The sequence below is a fragment of the Marinifilum sp. D714 genome (assembly GCF_030851345.1).
GTDB lineage: Bacteria > Bacteroidota > Bacteroidia > Bacteroidales > Marinifilaceae > Marinifilum.
This window is the reverse complement of the sequence record NZ_JALPNU010000009.1, coordinates 60,804-82,726: the sequence shown is the minus strand read 5'-3', so window position 1 is coordinate 82,726 and position 21,923 is coordinate 60,804. Positions and strand designations below refer to the sequence as shown.

Below are 21,923 nucleotides of genomic sequence, written 5' to 3'. Positions count from 1 at the left end.
TTCATACATCACACTCTCCCCCACGCGGATGAATGAGTTCCATTCCTAGGTAGATGTGACGCTGACCTAGGTTTACTTGATCTGAACGCACGTTTAGCTGAGCCAAACGTAGGAAAAGATGAGCCTGACGCACGTCGAAATCATATCAACTCATTTTTTGGTCTATTTTGGATAGGTTCGCATCATATTTTTGTAGGAAAATGACATCCATTTCCACAAAAGCCTCTCAAAAATTAGGGTCAAGCTCATTTTTTCCTACGTTCAGATGAGTTTTTCCTGCGTCAGCTTCATATTTTTCCGCGTTCAGCTCGTCTTTTTCTATGTTTATGTCATATACACCCTAGGTAACATCACACACACTTCGTATTGAAAGTTCATCATTTAATGATAAAGCACCCCCTTTATATAACTTACTATAAAACTATACACGCCTGCATTTTCAGGCAACACAACAGAAATCATCACCACTATACACAAGCTAATTAACAACATACAGAACCATTAATAAACTTAAATCCACTTAACATACTATTTAAAACGATTATAAATTTTGAAATTCAACACCATACCTGATCTTTCCATAGCTAAGATTTATTAATTTAACAATTGTCAAATAATTATTTTAAAACAATTTGTATGTCAAGAGTAAAAGTTTCATCGAAAGTGCATGAACTTGCTGATTTGGCTAGCAAGATCATCGCTAAAAACACCACTGATGGTGAACTAAGTCTTCTGAAAGATTTTCCAAACTTTGTTTCTTTACAAACACGATTGGCTAAAATGCAGGAATATGAGCAAAAAGCTGATGAAGCGAATCGTTTGAAAGAAGAAATGAATGAGCAGAAAAACAAAGAAGCAAAGGCGGTAAGAAAGGATATTATTCAAATCCGTAACCTTCTAAAGGCTCATTACCCGGAAGATTTAAAGAAATTAGGTGGATGGGGTTTCACAGTTGACGAAACGACTAAAGCGAAAATTGAAGAACCTGCTTAAACCACCACACTTATGAAAAAAAGATCATTGCGTTTGCAATGATCTTTTTTTTCTGAAAGTCTACAAAATCTTAATGAAATAGATAACGGTACTCTGTACCTTAATATTTGTTAAATTATCAAGCTATCTACAAATATCAAGGTGCTCCGCACCTAGGTAATACTCAATTCAAATTCTTGAGAAAAGCAGCAGAGCTGCGTAAGATTTGTAGTTCAATCATCTAAGTGTCTACTTAGGTGCATCGCACCGTAACTTTCATTTTTGTTGGTATTTTCCCTTTAATCATGAATGTTTTTATCACGAGTACGTGTAGTATCGAACTTAATTGTCTAATAAATGAGGGTAGGTAATATTGCAATAAAAATATTAAATTCATCACCAATATATACCTACTTGATATATGAATTGAAAATAAAGGGAATAACAAGCACGATATCGATGACACAAAGCTCTACCAACTATTCTATAGAATTACTTACGGAAAAAAGAATTGAAGAACTGTTTAAGGAACACTATGCGGTTTTAACGGCCTATGCCAATAAATTTCTTTCCGATTTGGATGATGCACGGGAAATTGTCCAAAATGTATTTGTTCAGTTAATTGACCACAAAGACACGATTAAGATTCACACCTCGGCAAAAGCACATTTGTATACCTCTGTTAGAAATGCATGTTTAAATGCAATCAAACAAAAAAACACGCATGCCAAGCATCATGAGAATATCAAGTACTTGAACTCGGATATTGGAATGGGTGTTGACAAAATTTTGGAGCAAACCGAATTAGAGTATGAATTGTATCAAGCCATTGATGAATTGCCTGAACAATGTCAGCGTATTTTTAAAATGAATCGTTTTGATGGTTTCACCAACCAGGAAATTGCCGATCAGTTAGGCATATCGAAACGAACTGTAGAAACACAAATCAGTAAAGCATTAAAAATCTTACGAAACAAAATAGGGCCAATGCTAGCTAGCCTGCTGATTTTATGGCTTATGGAAAAAATGTGATTTTTTTTCAAATTTAAATACGTGTGAGGATATTCTTACTTGTCTTACTATTAGAAAAGCGAAAATGAACAAGAACAAACAACATATCGACGAGCAAATATTATTAAGCATTTTAAATCAAAAGGCTTCGGAAGAAGATGTAGAAACATTCGAAAAGTGGATGGCATCAAATCCGGAAAACAAAGCCGTTTTTGAAAAAATGCGTAAGATTTGGGAAAAGAGTTCTGAAATTGAGGTATTCGATAAAATTGATGTAGCTGCTGACTGGAAACTGGTAAAATCAAGAAGCGGTGCATCGGTTAAATCAAGAAAACTTAGGGTTTTCATGCGTTATGCAGCCTCTCTTGTGCTTTTAATGGGCTTGAGTTTTGTGTTGCTTTACCAAACCACTCCTGGATTTGGAAAATTAGCTCAGCAAAAAACTGAAATAAACAAAGATCAGGTGCTTTTAGCTGATGGAACGCAAATTTATTTGAATGAGAAAAGCCGATTGGTATATCCTAACCAATTTGGTAGTAAAAAACGAAATGTAAAATTGGAAGGTGAAGCTTACTTTCAGGTAAAATCAGATCCAACCAAACCATTTATAATCACTTCTGGAAATGCGATAATTGAAGTACTTGGTACCGCCTTTAATGTTCGCAACGATGAGTATGGAAGAACCATAGTAACCGTTCAGTCTGGAAAAGTAAGTTTAACCGATCAGAAAACTAAAAAAGTGGTTTATCTAACCAAAGGTGAAAAGGGAATTTTACACAATTCCAATCTTACCGAATCTGAAAATGATGAACCAAATTTTGATGCCTGGAAAACTGGAATTCTAAGATTTAATAAAACACCAATACCTGTAGTTTTTAAATACATTGAAGACTATTATGGGGTGAAAATTACGAACAGATGCGAAAGAATAGATACGCTGACTTTTAACAGCATATTCGACAATGATGATATTAAAGATGTGATATCGGAACTGGAGTTGCATCTGAATGTAAAAACGGTGAAAAGGGGCAAGCATCTCATTATTTCGGAAAGGAATAATTAAATCTATTAGAAATTGACAATGAAACGAACATGAATTTTAGCATTCTAATCCCGATAGCTATCGGGAACACACATGAGAATGATTAAATTCATTGAGAGTTCCATCTAGCCAAAAAATAAAATTTAAACAGATGAAAAATAAAATTGCACTTATATCATTTATCCTATTGCTAAGCGTTTCATTTGCAAAAGCACAAAAAACTGTAGTTAAAGCAAATATGCTTAGTCCATTGGTACGAACAGGATCATTTTTTGTAGAACATCAATTAAACGATAATAGCAGTTTACAGTTGGGATTACTGTACACTGGAAAAACCTGGGATGATACACAAATTAGAGGCTGGGGAGTTACACCTGAATACAGGTTCTATCTTTCTGATTCACCTGCTCCGGAAGGTTTTTTTGTAGCACCTTACGCACGATATTTACATTTTAATTTAGAAAATGATGCCAATGATGAAGCAAAAATGAATGGATTGGGAGCTGGTTTAATAATTGGTCAGCAATACATTTTCAAAGAGAGAGTTAGCTTCGAATGGTTCTTTGGTCCGGGTTACACCAATATTGATTTGGATGTAGAATCAGGTGTTGAAGATGATTTTGATACCGGTAGCTGGGATGGCTTTACCTTGCGTGCAGGAATCACTTTAGGGATCGCATTTTAAAAATTCACCAAACGTATTATACAAAGAATTATTTACTCGATAATTCGAGTGAAGGGCTCAACTTGTGTCAAAAAATTAATTAACCTATTAATAATAATAAGAAAAAAAACATACATGAAAAGATTATTAATTATCGCAGCAATTGCATTCGGATTTTTCTCAACATCAAATGCTCAAAAAGTAGAATATAAAGTGATTACATCGGTAGAGTCAATCGTTCCTATGGGAATTGGTAGATCAAGAATCATTGAGGAGAAGGATCCTATTGAAGCTGCAAATTTCACCACAGACAGAACCAATGGTAAAAAAAGCAAACAAAAAGCGGTAAAAAGATCGGATGCTAAAGTGAACCTTTTCTCAGAAACCAAATTGTTGAATTTCTATAGTATTGCAGGTATTAACTTCCAAAATATTGCTTCTAACGATGCATTGTTATCGTCGAAAATTAACAAACTTACCAACGATGGATGGGAATTGGCCTTTGTTGCCAGTGGTGTCGAAAGTGATAGTGGTAAAGGTGATGGTAAAGGAATTTTCATTACCAGATATATCTTTAAGAGGTTGAATAATAATTAATATCCCCCCTCTCGCCTATTGAAATTATAATATATTCAAATAAAATGCATTAAATTGGAAGCCTTATGGGCTTCCTTTTGTTGTTTATAATGACAATAATTATTTTTACGGCCTTAACCAATCACATCCTATAATTCATGGTAAAATTTATTTTTACTTTTTCTTTATTACTCTGTTTTCTATCGGCCTATTGTCAGAATATCAATCTGCAGCAAGAGATTAAGCTTCCTAAAAGTAGTTATCAATTATCCGAACTGCTGGAAGAAATTACAGAGCAAACCAAGGCCCAGTTTAGTTTTACCAGTGAATTAAACACCAATAAAAGGGTTCAATTATCCGATTCAGTTTCATCCATTAGAGATATTCTAAACCAGTCCATCAACCTGAAGAATTTTAAAATTCAGGCAAAAGGCAGTAAAATTTTCATTGTCTCGATTCCACCCTACGATAGAAAATACAGAATCAGTGGATACATTAGCGATGCTAAATCTGGTGAAGCGTTAATCAATGCGACAGTTGCAAACCTAAGTAACTTTACAGGAACAGTTAGCAATAATTTTGGCTTTTACAGTTTAAGCTTAAAAAACAAAACACATCTTTTGCAATTTTCTTTTGTTGGCTACAAAGAGGTTCTGTTAGATGTTGAATTGGAAAAAGATACTATCATTAACATATCCTTGGAACCCAAAACCATTTTGCAGGAAGTTAAGGTAACAGCAAACGAGAGAGCCAATAACATTAATCATTTATTTGTTAGTACCAATAGCTTTCAGGCCAAAACCATGCAGCAAACAGGTGTTTTTGGTGAAAATGATTTGTTCCAAAATTTACGACATTTGCCTGGTGTACAAAACAGCAACGAAGGTTTAGGCGGCCTAAATATCAGGAACGGTTCACCAGATCAAAATCTTATTTTATTAGATGATGTTCCTGTGTATTATTCTTCACATTTAATGGGCTTATACTCTGTTTTTAATCAGGATGCCATTAATCAGGTAAAGCTGGTAAAAGGTGGTTTTCCTGCCCATTATGGTGGCAGAGTATCCTCGGTTTTAGACATCCGTATGAAAGATGGAAATACAAAGAAGTTAGAAGGAAGCTATAGCTTGGGATTGCTTACTGCAAAATTCAATTTGAATGGGCCAATCAAAAAAGATAAAACCACATTCAACTTGTCAATCCGAAGAACCTATCTTGATTTATTGGTTAACGGAATTCTGGACCTTTCTGATAGCAATGTAAATGCTGGCTACTATTTTGGTGATCTGAACTGGAAAATTGTGCACCGATTTTCTCAGCGCGATAAATTATACTTCAGCACTTATTGGGGAGGTGATTTGGCCAGTGTAAAAAGCTCTGAAGATATCTCTACAAACATCCGAGAAAAAGTTAGATATAAACTCGGTTGGGGGAATTTCACCAACTCACTGCGCTGGAATCATGTATACAACAATCACTTATTTGGTAACACCACTCTGATATTAAGTAGGTATACCTTTTTGCTGAAAGAAAAGAGAAGTGAAAAAGCCAATGATTCAGATTACATGGAAAACTATAATCATGAATTTAAATCTGGTATTCGTGATTTCTCATTTAAAACAGAGTTTGATTTTATCCCAGATTATAAACACTATTTGAAATTTGGACTGGAAGCTTCCCTGCATCACACCAAACCGGGTAGTGAGTTTATTAAAAACACCCGTGATAATAATTCCGAAATTTCAACTGATGAATTGATCAAATCAAAAGAAGTTAACCTATATGGTGAGGCACAAATTAGATTTGGCAAGAAATTATTGGTTAATATGGGAACTCGCTGGAGTAGTTTCATTGTGGATAACACCTACTATTCAACAATTGAACCTAGATTAAACGCACAATATTTCCTTACTCCAAAATGGTCATTTACTGGAAGTTTTTCTCAAATGACACAGTATCTTCATTTGGTAAGAACCAGTACCTTAAGCTTACCAACTGATTTATGGTTTCCGGTAACCAAAAAAATTAAACCGATTGATTCTTTCCAATATACGGCTGGAACACATTATTCATTTAACAAATCAGTAAAACTGAATATCGAATTTTATCACAAGCTAAGCAGAAATTTACTGGATTTGAAAGGAACATCATACTTTCAAGATGTTAGCTCTGACTGGGAAAATATGGTTGAAAGTGGCAAAGGATGGAGCAAAGGATTGGAAGTTGAGCTAAGCAAAAGTCTAGGAAAAACAAATGGAAACATTGCCTATACACTATCTCAATCAAAAGTAAGATTTAAAGGCATTAACAATGGTAAGTCCTATGCTTCTCCTTATGATCGCCGACACAATTTTTCCATTCAGGTCAATCAGTTCATCAGCAATAAAACCAAGTTTTCAGCTTTCTGGACCTATGGAACAGGACTTCCTGCTACTTTATCAACATCCAAAATTGCAGCTATTTCTCCTTATGATCCTTCTTCGTTTGAGACTAAAACTGTTTACACAGAAAGAAATTCTTACAGACTTCCTGACTATCATCGTTTAGATTTGTCAATTAGCTTTATGAAGAAAAAGAAACATGGAACAAGATCTTGGGATATTAGCATCTATAATTTTTACAATAGAAAAAACACCAGCTATATGTATGTATCTTTTGATAACAATATATCTAATGATCCAAAATTGAAAAAAATCAACCTGTTCTCATTTATACCAAGTGTTAGCTATTCCTATAAATTTTAATCCTTTAAACATGAATTATTTTAAATTATTAACCTGTTTAATTTTATTTTCACTACTTGTTTCATGTGAAGAGGAAGAAGAGCTTCCACAAACTAAGTCCGATCCAATCGTATCAATCAACTCACTAATGGGAGTAGATAGTTTAATTAAGCTTAATTTATCGAAGAGTGTTGGATCTCCTGTTGAAATCAAATACATCTCTGATGCAACAGTTACCGCTTATAAAAATAATAAAGAATTAGGTAAATTGGCTTATCGAGAAAATGGCACTTATGAACTCCCAAATCAATACCTGGAAAGCGAAACGGAATATGAAATTACGATGACACATCCAGATTTCAATAAAGTAACAACAAATACCATAGCTCCAGAAAAAGTATTAATCAATGACATTAAGCTTTTGGATGATGCATCAGAAGGCAAAACCACTTTTAAATTAAAATTTACTGATGATCCTTCACAAAGCAATTACTATATGTTACTTGTAAAAGGCATATCAAATAACATCTCGGATGTGATTCAATATTATAGCAATGATATTGTGTTCGAAGGGAATTTGAATGTAAATGATAATGGATTCGAACAAAATATGTTGCGCGGTAGCCGAAGTTTTTCCGATGAAAACTTTAAAAGTTCACAAACTGAGATTTCATTTTATATTTTGAATGATGATTTTTTTGTGGGTTATCAAGAATATAAAATTGAGTTGTATCACATAAGCCAAGATTATTTTAATTACGAAAGATCTTTTGTATCACTTGAAAACAAAGGCGACATCCCTTTTTCTAATAAAACAAACCTCTATTCGAATGTGGAAGGAGCTTTTGGAATTTTTTCAAGCTACGCTCTGGATTATAAAATTGTATCCAAACAATAATTAAATGACATTAATGGTTATATTAAAAATTGATTTATTTTTATTGAACCAAGATTAAACTCATTTCAATGTCAAAATACCTTTCTCTCTTAATAATATTAATTTTAAGCATAACCAATCCCATATTTGCACAAGACAATTTTAAATGGGTAACTGTAAAAAAAGGTGAAGGATTCAACGCCTTTTTGTACAGGAATCAACTTACTCCAGCCAAGCATAGTGCAAAGTTCAAAACTTTAAATAAAGGCCGTTTCACAAAAAGTGGTCATTTAATTGCTGGCAAAAAATACAAGGTTCCACTGCGATACTACATCCATTCTATTCCATTACTTGGAAAAGAACATGCGAGCGTAAAACAAGTCAACAATTCATTGGAAGGTGCAGTCATTCATTTGGTAGCTGGTCATGGAGGTCCTGATCCTGGTGCAGTTGGTAAAGTATCAGGTAATAAAATTTGTGAAGATGAGTATGCTTATGATATTGTTTTAAGGTTGGGAAAGGAACTCATATCTCATGGTGCCAAAGTGCATTTCATCATTAGAGATAAAAATGATGGAATTAGAGATGCCTCTTTTCTAAAACCTGATAAAGATGAAATATGCTATCCATCACAGGTAATTCCAAGAAAGCAGACACCGCGCTTAAGACAAAGAGCAGCTGCTGTTAACATTTTAGCCAGGAAAGAGAAACCAGGAAGCTATCAACGCTTGATTGTATTGCACCTTGATTCAAGAAGTAAAAGAAACAGGACCGATGTATACTTTTATCATCACGCCAATAGTAAGAAAGGCAAAAAGCTTGCATTAACGCTTCAAAAAAAGATGAAAGCAAAATACGCAAAATATCAGCCTAACAGAAGATATACAGGAACCGTTGGTACAAGAAGATTATACATGCTGAAAACCACTACACCTCCATCAGTATTCGTTGAACTTGGAAATATTAACAACTACAGAGACCAAATTAGATTTACCAAAACTGATAACAGGCAAGCTTTGGCAAAATGGCTATGTGAAGGAATTATTGATGATTATAAGGGACAAATGAAAAAGTAAGAAAAGAAAAGTGTTTTATTTTTAATCATTTATATAATTTCTAAGCGTAACACTTATGTGTAAATTTCAAAACTACTGGTTCAACACTATTGTGGAAATCTTCATACGATAACATGATTAATTCGGTATGAGTTCCAGCATTGAATACGATATCATCATCTTCTACTAAACTTTCTGACACATAAACTTCTAAGTTGTAAAGATTTCCAAAAGGAGGCATTGCTCCTACTTCGCACTGAGGGAAAATATCTTTAAACTCCTGTTCGTGAGCTAATTCAACTTTTTTACAGCCTAACATTTGCTTTAACAAGTCAAAATCAATCAAATAGGAAGCTGGTAATACAGCCATTGCCATTCTACCATCTATTTTAATCATTACCGTTTTTGCGAGCATTTTCCCGGGAATATGGGCCGATGCCGCAATCTGTTGAGCTGTATAAGCTGAAGAATGCCGAATCGTAACATATTTTATCTGTCTTTCATCTAAATATTGCTTTAACTTTCGAATAGGCATAGCGTTCTTGTTCTATGGTTTAAAATTTGCAATTTGCATAAGGCTTCATCGCCTTTAATCGGTCAATCCGATTGAGTTATATTCCTTTCTTTTCTCACTTCCATCCCAATTTAATAAGTCTTAGAGGGAACTATTAAAATACGAAAAAAAAAGATGGAAGTAAAGGGTAAAGAGTTTTAAATAAAGAATCTAGACAAACACTCAAATGTTAAAAAAATAAAAAAACAGAGCTTTCTACGAAAATTATCGTACTAATATTTTGTATTACGAATTCTTTCGTATAATTTTATCTACGAAATTAATCGTATAACGGAATTCACCACAAAATGCCAAAGAAGATTAAGCCAACCGAAGCAGAATTAGAAATTTTGCAAGTATTATGGACTTATGGTCCGTCGACAGTACGTTTTGTAAACGAAAAATTAAAAACCGGCAGAGATGTTGGATACACAACTACTTTGAAGGTGATGCAAATCATGACGGAAAAAAATATGCTTCGAAGAGAAAAAAACTCTCGAACCCATATTTATGAGGCTATTGTGGAAGAAAAAGAAACCAAAAATCTTCTCATAGATAAATTCATATCTACCCTGTTCAACGGATCAACATCGGGAATGGTATTGCAAGCACTGGGCAATAAAACATGCAGTACTGAGGAACTGAATAAAATTCGCAATTTAATTGATGATATCGAGTCATCACAAAAGTCTGAATCCCATGAATAGTTTTAGTATATACAAGTTGGTTGATGCTTTGGGCTGGGCCCTTTTACATTCTGTATGGCAAATTGTGATTTTTGGACTTATCGTTTGGATTCTTTTTCGGTTTATATCAAAAGATAATGCCAAACTTAGGTATGGAGTGGCGAACTTGGCTATGGCATTTATATTTGTGAGTTTTACCATTACATTTTTCCATTACCTGCCATTATCAAATCATAGCAATGGTTCCGATCTGAATTTAAGTCCTGAACTACTGTTGTATCTTCTCAATAGTAGTCCTGAAACTCTAAATCAATTTAGCTTTGAAAATTTACACATCGACCAATATTTCCCAATCATGGTAAACATTTGGATTATTGGCGTTTGTATTCTTTCTTGTCACATGACATTCAATTATCTGCAAACCATAAAATTGCGTAAACACCTTACTTACCCGGTATCGAAACAAACGCAAACCATTGCTGATAAACTCATTCAAAAGATCAACTTAAAACAAAAAATTACAATATTGGAGTCTGGCTATGTTCAAACTCCATCACTAGTAGGATATTTTAAACCAGTAATTTTATTGCCGGTAAGCATGCTTAGTGGAATACCGGAAAATCAATTGGAAATTATTATAGCACACGAATTGGCGCACATCAAGCGTCACGATTATTTATTTCAATTTATTCAAGGAATAATAGAATTGTTATTTTTCTATCATCCTGTGGTTTGGTGGCTATCTTCTGTGGTTAATACCGAAAGAGAACACATTTGTGATGATCTGGCGGTAAAGGTTTGTGGTGAATCCTTAACCCTCATTAAAGCATTAAATAATATGGAAGCAATTAGAAAAAAGAGATTCGAATTGGTATTGGGTTTATCAGGTAAAAAGGATAACCTTTTTAATCGAGTACAACGAATTATAAGACCAAAAGCATCAGTCAAAAAAACAAACAAAATCGTTTTTAGTGGTTTATTTGTTTTTCTGCTAAGTGGATTGATTTTGATTTCGAATTTTGCCATTTCTGGCAATGCATTAACTGGCAAACAGTTCTTTTCGAAGATTAATGTTTTAGATCAAAATCAACAAAATGGATCTGATGCCATGCTGCTTGCACCTGATAAGCAGAAAAAGAAATCTAAAAAAAACAAAAAAGTAAAAGAAACAGTTGAAGTAGAACCAGAAATTAATGATGTCGTTGAAATTGTTCCTGAAGTAGAGCTGGAAGATGTAATAGAAATTGCTCCTGAAGTGGAGGTAGAACCTGTTGCTGAATTGGGTCATGATGTGGAAGTACCAATGGATTTTGATGTTGATTTTGACTTTCCTCAAGATTCTTTAAAATCTAAAAAATGGTTGCAGAATAAGGTAAATGAAATAATTAGGGAGCAAAAAATTGAATTAGAAAAAGCAGCTAAGGAATTAGAGGATGTCAAAGTAGAAATGAACTTTGATGAAATGCGCTTGGAAATGGAAAATGCTCTGAAAGATTTGGATGTTGAGCAGATTAAGAAAGAAATGCAAGAACAACAAGCCGAACTAAGACAAGAGCTTGAAGAATTGACAAGCAAAAATTTAATCAAGCAACTTGAATTGGAAAAAGAACTTCAGAAAGAAGAACTGAGTAAAGAGTTGAAAGAAATTGAATCTGACAAAAAGCTCAGTGAAAAAGAAAAAGCTGAAATAAAGAAAAGAATTCAGGAGACGATTGAAAGAGTTAATTCAAAAGAATTTAAAGAGCAATTGAAGAATAATATCGAAAGATCTCAAAAATCTCTTCAAGAGCATCTAAAAAAAATGGAATCAGGAGAATTTGAAAAACAAGTTCAAAAACAAAGAGAATCCTTAAAAAAACAAATTCAAAAGTTCAATTCTCCAGAATACCAGAAGGAACTTCAAGAGAAACTTGAGAGAAGCAAGGAAAGTATTCAAAAGCATTTGGAAAAACTAAACACTCCTGAGTATAGAAAAGAACTTGAAGAACAAATCAAACAAGAAAATAATAAGAAGAATCATTCCATTCGAATTAAGAATTTCCCTGAAACTGATAATTTACTAATTGTTCTTGATGGAAAAGTAATTGACAAAAACACTTTTAACTCTATAGATCCCAATACCATTAATTCAATCAAGGTACTAAAGGACCAAACTGCAATCGAATTATATGGTGAAGAAGCATCAAACGGAGCCATTATTATTAGTACCACTGAAAACAAAAGAAAATCTGCACATTTGGTTCAAGTAAAAGGAGTTTCAGGTGAAAAGAACCCTCTTTTTATTTTGGATGGAAAACCAGTAGATTATGAACAATTTAAAAAGCTTAATTCAAGCAGCTTTGAAAGCGTAACTTTATTTAAAGATGAGTCGGCCACTGCCTTATATGGGAAAGCTGCTGAAAGTGGTGTTGTAGTTGCTACAAGCAAAGGTGAATCAGAAGAAACGTCCAATCGGTTTCGCTTAGAAAACTTTGCCGGAAAAGATGCTCCTTTATTCATTGTTGACGGAAAGAAAACAACAATAAAAGCCTTAAATAAATTGTCACAAAATGATATTGAAAGTGTAACGGTTTTAAAGAATAAATCGGCAATTGAGCAGTTTGGTGAAAATGGTAAAAATGGAGTTGTACTTGTTTCACTAAAAAATAAGCAAGATGTTGACAACACTGCTATTAAAATTAAAGGGAAACTGGATAATAATAGACCTATCTACGTTGTGGATGGTAAGATAATTTCAGGAAAAGAAACGGATTTCATTAAATCTAAGGAAATCGAAAGCATTAATGTCTTAAAGGATAAATCAGCCATTGACAAGTATGGAGAAAAAGGAAAACAAGGAGTTATCGAGATTACATTAAAAAAATAAAAATTCAATATCAATATATAGAAAGGATCACGAAAAAGTGATCCTTTTTTTATAGTATAGTCTGATTTGCAAGCAGAACAACAAATTCGTAACTTGATGATGAGAATATAAAAATATGCAACCATGCTTCTAATTCTTGTGATATTATCAAGCTATATCCTTATTAGAATTGTTTCAATATTCAGCAATTATCTAAAAGCTTTTTCCAGAAACGAACACTTTCGTTTTGCATTTGGTATTGCTGCAATTATAGTAGGTGCATTACATATTATGTTCCCAACATTTTTTAGCCATCTATTCTCAACCATTTTTAAATCGACCTATACCGCTACAAGCATTTCAGGATTCATCCAAATCATATGTGGAGTAGGTTTATTAATCAGACGCGTATACAAGGAAGCTGCCATATTACTAATGATTCTTCTCGCACTATTCATCCCATTAAGCATTTTTATGATTATGAATTACATTCCAGGACCATTGGGCCCAGAGTATGAACCCATTCTAGGATATGTTAGAATTTTATCATTTCCTGTGTTAATATGGACTTTATTTAAAGTTTGCGATATGTCTCCAAGAAAAGGACTGCAAACAGATCGTTTTAAGGATGATATATAAACAATTACGAACCTAAAATTTAAAATATGAGCTACTATATTAAAAGAAGTACAAACTTTAGCTTCGATGATGCTATTGAACGAATTACCAAAGCTGTTCAAACTGAAGGATTTGGAATCTTAACAGATATTGATGTAACAGCAACTTTGAAAGAAAAAATTAATGTTGATTTTAAAAAATATCGCATTCTTGGTGCATGTAATCCAACATTTGCCTACGAGGCATTCCAAGTTGAAGATCAAATTGGAATCATGATGCCATGTAATATTACCGTAATCGAACAGGATAATGGCCATGTAGATATTTCAATTATGGATCCAACGGCAGCTTTTAATGTAATTGAAAACGAAGAGTTGCAACCATTTGCTATCGAGCTAAAGAAGAAACTGGAGCGTTCTCTTACCTATCTCGAAGATTAATTAACAAATCCTTTAACTATGAAATCATTTCTGATCCTAATTATTGCAGTAATGTACATTCCCCACTCTACATTGGCGCAAGAAAAAAAGCCAACTATTGATCCAAATCGACAGTTCGACTTTTGGGTTGGAGAGTGGGATGTTTATACAGAAGAAAATTTAGTTGGCAAAAATACAATTGTATTTCTCCAAAATAAAAATGTAATTCAGGAGAATTGGGTTTCTGAGAAGGAAAACTTCACTGGTACCAGCTACAGTTTCTACAATTCAAAAACAGCCAAATGGCATCAAATCTGGATTGATAAAAATGGCAACAACCTTCTTCTTACAGGTGTTTTTTCTGATGGCAAAATGATTCTCACTAGTGGTTTGGACTCTAATATGGGCGAACCAAATTCTATACACAGAATAACATGGACACAGCTAACAAATGGTAATGTAAAACAAGTTTGGGAATCAACTATTGATGGTGGGAAGAGTTGGAATATTCAATTTCAAGGGATTTATAAGAAATCAAATCAATAATCGAATTCAGGTTAATACATATTTCCATCTTCATCAACCATTGGCACAAACCTAACGGGTATAACATTGCGTTGAATCACTTTGCCATTCTTTTTTTCCAGAAGAACCAATTTCTTCACATGTTTCAATCCAACAGGAATCACAAGCTTACCTCCTTCAGCCAACTGATCAATCAAAGCTTGTGGTATTTTTGTTGGCGAACAAGTTACTATTATACCATCAAAAGGAGCTTTTTCCGGCCAACCTACATATCCGTCACCATATCGGGTATTAACATTTTCGTAGTTTAAAGAGTCCAGAACAAAAGCTGCTCTTTTTTGCAACGGTTTTACAATCTCTATACTATATACTTCGCCACCCAATTCTCCCAGAATAGCGGCCTGATAACCTGATCCTGTTCCTATTTCCAATAGCTTCTCTCCTTCCTCCACCTCTAGCAATTGAGACATCAATCCAACAATATATGGTTGTGAAATAGTTTGTCCATGTCCAATTGGTAGTGGACGATCTTGATAAGCATAGTTCTGCAAATAATGGGGCACAAACAAATGTCGTTTTACTTTTTGCATGGCTGCAATTACTTCGGAGTCATTTATTCCCCGGGATTTTATCTGTTCAGCCACCATTTTAAACCTCAGCTCTTTAAAATCCATATTCTGAACATTTTGTCTCACAGGAATAACAATACCAGTAATTAGCAAAACTAAACCGTATATTAAACTAAAGTTCATTTTATACCATTTTTGATATTGAAATATACCTTATTAGTTGTATACTATAAATTTACGACTTTATCAGTGCTTAATGAAATATCCTTGTGTACATCTTTTATGACCAATTTACCTAAAAGGAGATTTATTTTATTAAATTCACAATTGACCAATAACTCGATTTAAAATCATTATTACATGAAGATATTTACAGCTCTATCAATCTGTTTTTTAATTTCTTTTAAGATAATTGCTCAGCAAATTGATGTGATTGATCTATCACAAAAAATTTCAGCTGAAAACATCAAAAAAGATGTTTATGAACTAGCTTCTGAGAAAATGGAAGGAAGGGAAACTGCTAAACCTGGACAAAAATTAGCTGCTGCGTATATTTACAAGCAATTTAAGGAAGCCGGATTAATTAGCTATCAGTTTAAAACAGATAGCCTAAGTTATTTTCAAGATTTCTCTGTTTATAAAAAGTATATTCCAATAATTAAACTGTCAATTAATGAAAATGAATATAAAGCCTACGAAGATTTTTCAATAACAGGTTATTCTAATTTAAAACGCAACAAGATTGAATTGGTATTTATTGGATTAGCTCAAGATAGCATTTTTAAGAATAAGGATTATTCCGATAAAGCGGTTCTTTTTCTAACCTCAAACCTTTATGCTGGACCAGCCAAGGCTATTGATATAATGAAGGAAACGAAAGCCAAGATTGTATTTTATTGTAATCCAAATAATCCACACCAAATACAAAACATTATACAACGACAAAAGAAGATGTTTAGTAGAAATCAATTACTAGACCCAAGTATTTTTGAAAAAAAGAATCCTTTCGATTCAATATCACAAGGTAAATTGTATCATGGTTTTGAAAGGTTGAGAACAACTTATCAAGGTCCAATAAGCGAAAAAGTTGTAGCGAAAATCCTTAATGTAAAACTAAAAAATCTTAAAAAATGTATCGCTGGAAACCCATTAGAGATTAAATATAAAAATAAATTGACTATTGATCTTGAGTTCTCCAATACTTACAACTCACAATCAACCGAAAATGTAATTGCTTGTATCCCTGGCTCCGAGAAAAAAGATGAATACATTGTTATTAGCGCTCACTATGACCATGTAGGTGCAAACGGAAAAAAAATATTTTATGGAGCTAACGATAATGCTTCGGGTACAGCTTCATTAATTGAAATTGCCAGAACATTAAAAAAGGCAGTAAATTCAGGGTTAAAACTGAAAAGAAGCATATTATTTGCCACTTTTTCGGGGGAAGAAAAAGGTCTGCTGGGATCAAAATATTTTGTCGAAAATAAAACGTTTCCACATGACAATATTAAAGCTAATTTAAATATTGATATGTTAGGTAGAATAGATGATAGACATGAGAATACTAATTTTGTATACCTACTTGGAGCAAATCATCTGAACCCAAAGCTTAAAACCATTACTGATAGTATAAACAATCAATATCCAAAACTCGAGTTGGATTATTCCTACGATACTGCAGATAATTTTCTCTATTCTGCATCAGATCATGCGTCATTTGTAAAAAGAAACATACCTGCAGTCTTTTATTTTAACGGATTACACAATGATTATCACAAAACCACCGATACTCCTGATAAAATAGATTATGAAGCCATTAAAAAAGTAAGTAGTTTAATTTTTCTTACTGCCATAGAATTGGCTAATCAAGAGTAAATTAGAAGAACTCTCATTAAGTTGTTATAAATAATTTTTCGGTAAGATTATTAAATCTTAAACAAAAAGAAAACATAAATTCTTTTTTTACGTAAGTTTGTATTGTTCATTGTGAATTCAATTATCATACAATTATGAATATCAAAAAATCCTACCAATACCTTAGTATTGCACTATTATTCATTGGAATAATATCTTGTTCGGAAAATGACAAACACACTGGTTTTATAGATCCGAATGAAGAGTTATTAGTTGGCTTAAGCAAGGTTGAAGGCTACGATCACACTTACAATTACGATTTTAATATATTGAAGGAAAGAGAAAGTGTTGACTACTATATACCTGTGAGCATTGGTCAGGCTTTAAACAGAATTCCTGCTGAAATGAGAAATAAAATAACTCTTATTTCCTCATCAGAATTGCCTTTTGACGTAAATACTCAGAAAGCAAATATAGTTACCTCATGGAATGATAAAAATAAACTCGTATTTCAAATTCAAATCTCATATCTGGAGAATGATGAAAGTTATGCGGCCAATTTTAAAGATTTCTTTACCATTTCAGTAACTCAACACCCTAACAATCCATTTGATGAAATGAGTGAAAAGCAATTGGAAACTTTGAGAGAAGATCTGGAAAAAAGAAGATACCAGAACTTAAAATTAACCGATACAGATACTTTATACTATTTGCCTAAGTCGGATGATATCATGTGGCCACGAATGTTTGACTATTACAAATATGTAGAAGCAGACAAAAGAATTTATAAAGAATCAACAGGATCTTACCAATATTACGCTTGGTACAATGGTTTGATCTACAAAATCGGTTTCAATATGGATGTTAGTGCTGTTGATGCTGAAGCTTTGGTTAGAGATATAATACTAGGAAGCTAGAGGTATAATATTCCCAATAATAAAAAAAGGACGGTGCCCCGTCCTTTTTTTATTTGCTTAAATCTTTTCTACAACTGGCTGCTAATGCTTTATCTTCAATTGCCTTTTGAAGAAGTATGGGATTTTTATCCTCCTGATAAAGCAATTGATAAACTTCACGAACCGACAAACTTTGCTCATTTCGTTCTTTCAAAATCAGCTCATCTCCATTATATATGGTTCCCTCACGTAAAACACGAATATATATGCCAGGAAAACCAGCCTCAATAAATTCTTTTACCATGGTATCACAAGAGAATCGATAATTTAGTTTAAAACATGGCTGTCTTGGTTGAGTAACTTGTACCAAACATTCACCAATCTCATACACATCACCAATTTTCACCTCTCCTTCATCCAATTCTGAAATACTTAGGTTTTCACCAAACATGCCATAATTCCATTCCAAATCAGGAAATCTATCCTTCCAAAAATCATAATGCTTTGTAGAATACCAATAACATGCTTTGTCTACTCCACCATGATACCTTCTGTCAATTACAAAATCATCTTTAACATCCTCTTTGCCCAAATAAATCCCCTCATCAACCGGAAATTTATACATGCCTGTATTCACTAGCTTTCCATGATAATTGATTTCTACTGATGTTCCTTTATTAGTCGACACTACTTTCATAGAAATTATTTTTTAATGGATCTTAAAATATAAACTACCTCTTTCTTTAAATTCTCGTAATCTTCATGTCTGATATCAAGAATCATTTCAACACCAATTCCTTTTTGGATAGTATGAAAAACTACAACCGTGTGTTTCTTCGATTCATCATCATTATAGGAACCCAAATACCCCATTGAATTATCTAACGAAAATAATTCTTGTTCCTTTGCAATTACCTTGTGAATATCAACAGTTAACCTTCTTCTTTTAAATGATGAGTAGTCGAGTAGTTTATTTTCTTCTCCGATATATTCCAAAGACAAAATACAAGACGGCACAACTCCGCTTTTTAGTGTTTCAACAGCTGCACTTCTGGAAAAAACAAAGTTCATCAGCTTACCATCCTTAAATTGATCTTCCAAACACCAATTTCCTTTTGGAAAACCGATATTGATATCCGGTCCTTCAATAAAAAAACTATTCCGATAGGTTTCTGTACCAACCACTTCACCTTTCTCCGACCAATAAGTCCATTTCCCATTTTTTTTACCCTTTTTAAAGTTTCCTTTTTGCGAGAATGCCCCATTTGAGTAATAATAGGCAGCTGGTCCATTTAAAGTATCGTTTTTAAAGTTTACCGATAAACTAGCCTTTCCATTCGGATAATATTCTAGATACAATCCATTGGCAATGTTGTTTTGTGCAATAAAATCTCGTAGTAATTTACCGTCTTCGGTCCATAAACGAATATTTCCTTCCTGCACTCCCTTTTTATAGGAAAACTGCTTCTTTTTATTTCCATTAGGAAAATATTCTGTACTCTTGCCATCTTCAACTGCTAACTCCTGAAATCCTTTTTCATACAATTTTTCCCACTCTATAAATTCAACTTTTGGCAAATAATCCGTTTCGGATAGTAATGTACCTGAAATTGTATAATCTTTAACCTGATATTTACCTTCAGAAATGGGATAAATAACGCTATAGTATTTGGCATCAGCTTTTTCTATCGAAAGCCAATTTTCATCGAAGTAAACTGTTTTTTGTCCATAACTTAAAGAGGAAAAAAAGATCAAACAAAAGAGTAAAAGTAGATTTGGTTTCATATTAATGTGTTTTAAGTGGATGCAGCAATATTCATTCCTAAAGTTACTTCTTTAAAAGTTTTCTGGCCTTCTCATGAAATTTTAGATGTCGTAATCCATTAATCAATCCTTCGTCGGTATAATAATGCCAAAAGTAATCGAACCTATGCTCTACCCCATGTAAAACTTCAAATTCATGCTCCAAATCTAATTCGTTCAAATAGTCATGCAAATCGTAAATGCATCTGCGATTCTTAGTCAGTACAAAGCTATCTTCTGTACCGATCTCCAATCGCAATGGAATTTGTAATTCCTTTAATAATTCCAGATTTTGTAATGCTAATTTTTTATTTGATGGTAAAGTATAATCGCTAACATATCCTATTCCAACAACTGAAACAAACTTTCCCGGATATTTCAAATAATAATGAATGGCTCCTGCTGCACCACGAGAATGTCCTTCTATTGAAATAGCTTTCTTTTCAACACCTGCATTAAAGTTCCTCTGACAATACTGGACAAACTCTCCTAGTTGACCATCTGCAATTAAACTTTCATTCTCTGGGGTAAACCATTGCACATTCTCTCTATCATTATCTCCTCGTATTCCAGCAATTACAACAGGTTCAATTTCTCCATCCAGTATCCATTTATTAAGCTGTTCTTCATTAACGTATTTATTAAAAGTTGTCTCATCTCCACCTTGTCCATGCATAAAAAGTATCAAAGGATAGTTTCTTTCTTTAGAAAAATTGGGTGGCAAATAAACAAAGTATGGAACCCAGGAACGTGATCTGCTATTGAAAACAAAAAAGCTTATTTTCCCATCTTTAGCAGAGACATTCTTTATTTCATCATAGCTTTCAAAACAATATTTAGAGGCATTCATATTCAGGATATTATCTTTTTATAAAATCTAAATTAAGAGCAAGTATTTACCAAAATAAAGTTGTAACTTCTACAAAACTAAAAATTATAACCCAATAAAAAATTTTTGCGATACATGATCTCTCCATTTTTTGGTTTTACCTGAAACACTGCATATTTAAGCGGTTTCAGTACCCTATTATTAATTCTCTCTATATAGGCATAAAAATAACTGATTAATATAATTTGTGCGTTATTCAAATCAATTCTACATTTGTATCGTTACAAAAACAAAAGAAAAATAACTTTAAAATAAATCTAAGATGCAAACTTTAATCGGAAAAAAAGCTCCATCATTTCAGGCTAGCGCTGTAGTAAACGGAAATCAAATTGTTGAAGGATTTTCTTTAGATCAATTCGTAGGAAAACAAGAAGTAGTATTCTTTTTCTACCCTCTTGACTTTACATTTGTTTGTCCAACTGAGTTAATCGCATTCCAAGACAAATTAGCTGAATTTGAAAAAAGAAATGTAGCAGTAGTAGGTTGTTCTGTTGATTCAGAATTCTCACACTTTGCTTGGTTAAATACTCCAAAAAACAAAGGTGGTATCGAAGGTGTAACTTACCCACTTGTTGCTGACTTGTCTAAAACAATTTCAGAAAACTTCGGTGTTTTGGCTTCTGAGTATGATTACGATGCTGAAGGAAATGCTGTTTCGACAGGTGCTCCTGTTGCTTACCGTGGATTATTCCTAATCGACAAGCAAGGTGTTGTTCGCCACTCTGTTATTAACGATCTTCCATTGGGACGTAACGTTGATGAAGCAATTCGTATGGTTGATGCACTGCACCACTTCGAAGAAAACGGTGAAGTATGTCCAGCAAACTGGAGCAAAGGTGAAGAAGCTATGCAAGCTACTGCTGCTGGTGTTGCCGAATACTTAAGCAAGAACTAAGAATAAAAAACAAAATTAATCTCTATACCACTTAAGTGGTTAAAATCAAAAAAACAAGATCATGAAAATTAACACTTATCAAGATATCACCACTATCGAAGGTGAAGCAAAAAAAGATTATATCGATAGACACTCAGCTTTCATTCACTGTGATGAATCAGCAAAAAAAGGTGAAAAATTCAAGGTAAAAGTGAAAATAGGTGATGCTTATGCTCATCCAGATGATTTCGATCACTATGTAGCATGGGTTCAATTATGGGATGGTGAGAAAATGTTAACTCAAGCTAACTTCTCTTCAGGAGTACTTGGTGGTGCAGCGAACCAAACCGAAGTTGATTTTTACGTGGTTCCTTCTCGTAAAATGAAATTAACTGCAACTGCTTTCTGTACAAAACACGGATTATGGCATTCAGATGAGAAACTAGTTGAAGTTTCAGAATAACAATTT

The 21,923-nt window shown here is 33.4% G+C and carries 22 protein-coding genes; 17 read left to right on the top strand and 5 right to left on the bottom strand.

Features of this window, described 5'->3' with window-relative positions:
• Window positions 1-636: 636 nt before the first annotated feature.
• From M0051_RS10575 to M0051_RS10540, 8 genes are all read left to right on the top strand, one after another.
• Complete coding sequence (locus tag M0051_RS10575) at window positions 637-993, top strand: hypothetical protein (RefSeq protein WP_306741503.1); 357 nt, start codon at window positions 637-639, stop codon at window positions 991-993.
• A gap of 438 nt (window positions 994-1,431) precedes the next feature.
• Window positions 1,432-2,004, top strand: coding sequence for an RNA polymerase sigma-70 factor (locus M0051_RS10570; RefSeq protein WP_306741502.1), 573 nt, complete (start codon window positions 1,432-1,434; stop codon window positions 2,002-2,004).
• Window positions 2,005-2,068: 64 nt separating this feature from the next.
• Window positions 2,069-3,046 carry a FecR family protein gene (locus tag M0051_RS10565; RefSeq protein WP_306741501.1) on the top strand — a complete coding sequence of 326 codons (978 nt, stop codon included), beginning with the start codon at window positions 2,069-2,071 and terminating at the stop codon, window positions 3,044-3,046.
• A 130-nt stretch (window positions 3,047-3,176) separates the two neighbouring features.
• Window positions 3,177-3,710, top strand: coding sequence for a DUF3575 domain-containing protein (locus M0051_RS10560; RefSeq protein ID WP_306741500.1), 534 nt, complete (start codon window positions 3,177-3,179; stop codon window positions 3,708-3,710).
• A gap of 114 nt (window positions 3,711-3,824) precedes the next feature.
• Entirely contained in the window at window positions 3,825-4,286 is a 462-nt protein-coding gene (locus M0051_RS10555; protein WP_306741499.1) for a hypothetical protein, read from the top strand.
• A 137-nt stretch (window positions 4,287-4,423) separates the two neighbouring features.
• Window positions 4,424-7,009, top strand: coding sequence for a TonB-dependent receptor (locus M0051_RS10550; RefSeq protein WP_306741498.1), 2,586 nt, complete (start codon window positions 4,424-4,426; stop codon window positions 7,007-7,009).
• A 10-nt stretch (window positions 7,010-7,019) separates the two neighbouring features.
• Window positions 7,020-7,886, top strand: coding sequence for a DUF4249 domain-containing protein (locus M0051_RS10545; RefSeq protein ID WP_306741497.1), 867 nt, complete (start codon window positions 7,020-7,022; stop codon window positions 7,884-7,886).
• Between the two features lie 68 nt (window positions 7,887-7,954).
• A complete protein-coding gene (locus M0051_RS10540) occupies window positions 7,955-8,941 on the top strand; it encodes an N-acetylmuramoyl-L-alanine amidase (protein WP_306741496.1) in 987 nt (328 codons plus the stop codon).
• A 40-nt stretch (window positions 8,942-8,981) separates the two neighbouring features.
• On the opposite strand, the gene M0051_RS10535 is transcribed toward M0051_RS10540, so the two are convergent.
• Window positions 8,982-9,455, bottom strand: a complete 474-nt coding sequence (locus M0051_RS10535; RefSeq protein WP_268191616.1) for an aminoacyl-tRNA deacylase — start codon at window positions 9,453-9,455, stop codon at window positions 8,982-8,984.
• Between the two features lie 326 nt (window positions 9,456-9,781).
• Between M0051_RS10535 and M0051_RS10530 the strand changes: the two genes are divergently transcribed.
• From M0051_RS10530 to M0051_RS10510, 5 genes are all read left to right on the top strand, one after another.
• Window positions 9,782-10,180, top strand: coding sequence for a BlaI/MecI/CopY family transcriptional regulator (locus M0051_RS10530; protein WP_054718117.1), 399 nt, complete (start codon window positions 9,782-9,784; stop codon window positions 10,178-10,180).
• Window positions 10,173-13,025, top strand: coding sequence for a M56 family metallopeptidase (locus M0051_RS10525; protein WP_306741495.1), 2,853 nt, complete (start codon window positions 10,173-10,175; stop codon window positions 13,023-13,025). Before M0051_RS10530 ends, M0051_RS10525 begins: the two co-directional genes overlap by 8 nt.
• A gap of 123 nt (window positions 13,026-13,148) precedes the next feature.
• Window positions 13,149-13,643, top strand: coding sequence for a hypothetical protein (locus tag M0051_RS10520; RefSeq protein ID WP_306741494.1), 495 nt, complete (start codon window positions 13,149-13,151; stop codon window positions 13,641-13,643).
• Window positions 13,644-13,669: 26 nt separating this feature from the next.
• On the top strand, window positions 13,670-14,062 hold the full coding sequence (locus M0051_RS10515) for a DUF302 domain-containing protein (RefSeq protein ID WP_306741493.1): 393 nt from the start codon (window positions 13,670-13,672) through the stop codon (window positions 14,060-14,062).
• A gap of 18 nt (window positions 14,063-14,080) precedes the next feature.
• A complete protein-coding gene (locus M0051_RS10510) occupies window positions 14,081-14,587 on the top strand; it encodes a hypothetical protein (RefSeq protein ID WP_306741492.1) in 507 nt (168 codons plus the stop codon).
• A gap of 11 nt (window positions 14,588-14,598) precedes the next feature.
• On the opposite strand, the gene M0051_RS10505 is transcribed toward M0051_RS10510, so the two are convergent.
• Window positions 14,599-15,318, bottom strand: a complete 720-nt coding sequence (locus M0051_RS10505) for a protein-L-isoaspartate(D-aspartate) O-methyltransferase (protein WP_306741491.1) — start codon at window positions 15,316-15,318, stop codon at window positions 14,599-14,601.
• Window positions 15,319-15,495: 177 nt separating this feature from the next.
• On the opposite strand from M0051_RS10505, the gene M0051_RS10500 reads away from it, so the two are divergent.
• Complete coding sequence (locus M0051_RS10500; protein ID WP_306741490.1) at window positions 15,496-17,013, top strand: M28 family metallopeptidase; 1,518 nt, start codon at window positions 15,496-15,498, stop codon at window positions 17,011-17,013.
• A 134-nt stretch (window positions 17,014-17,147) separates the two neighbouring features.
• On the top strand, window positions 17,148-17,909 hold the full coding sequence (locus tag M0051_RS10495) for a hypothetical protein (RefSeq protein WP_306741489.1): 762 nt from the start codon (window positions 17,148-17,150) through the stop codon (window positions 17,907-17,909).
• Window positions 17,910-17,958: 49 nt separating this feature from the next.
• On the opposite strand, the gene M0051_RS10490 is transcribed toward M0051_RS10495, so the two are convergent.
• Genes M0051_RS10490 through M0051_RS10480 form a run of 3 tightly spaced genes read right to left on the bottom strand, consistent with a single transcriptional unit; the run spans window position 17,959 to window position 20,541 of the window.
• Window positions 17,959-18,585: an MOSC domain-containing protein gene (locus M0051_RS10490; protein WP_306741488.1), complete on the bottom strand. Its 627-nt coding sequence runs from the start codon at window positions 18,583-18,585 to the stop codon at window positions 17,959-17,961.
• A gap of 5 nt (window positions 18,586-18,590) precedes the next feature.
• A complete protein-coding gene (locus M0051_RS10485) occupies window positions 18,591-19,673 on the bottom strand; it encodes a toxin-antitoxin system YwqK family antitoxin (protein ID WP_306741487.1) in 1,083 nt (360 codons plus the stop codon).
• A 43-nt stretch (window positions 19,674-19,716) separates the two neighbouring features.
• Window positions 19,717-20,541 (bottom strand): esterase family protein, encoded by an 825-nt coding sequence (locus tag M0051_RS10480; RefSeq protein ID WP_306741486.1) that lies wholly within the window; start codon window positions 20,539-20,541, stop codon window positions 19,717-19,719.
• Between the two features lie 301 nt (window positions 20,542-20,842).
• On the opposite strand from M0051_RS10480, the gene M0051_RS10475 reads away from it, so the two are divergent.
• Both M0051_RS10475 and M0051_RS10470 read left to right on the top strand, forming a co-directional pair.
• Window positions 20,843-21,475 (top strand): peroxiredoxin, encoded by a 633-nt coding sequence (locus tag M0051_RS10475; protein WP_306741485.1) that lies wholly within the window; start codon window positions 20,843-20,845, stop codon window positions 21,473-21,475.
• 61 nt (window positions 21,476-21,536) lie between these two features.
• A complete protein-coding gene (locus M0051_RS10470; RefSeq protein WP_306741484.1) occupies window positions 21,537-21,917 on the top strand; it encodes a desulfoferrodoxin family protein in 381 nt (126 codons plus the stop codon).
• Window positions 21,918-21,923 lie beyond the last annotated feature (6 nt).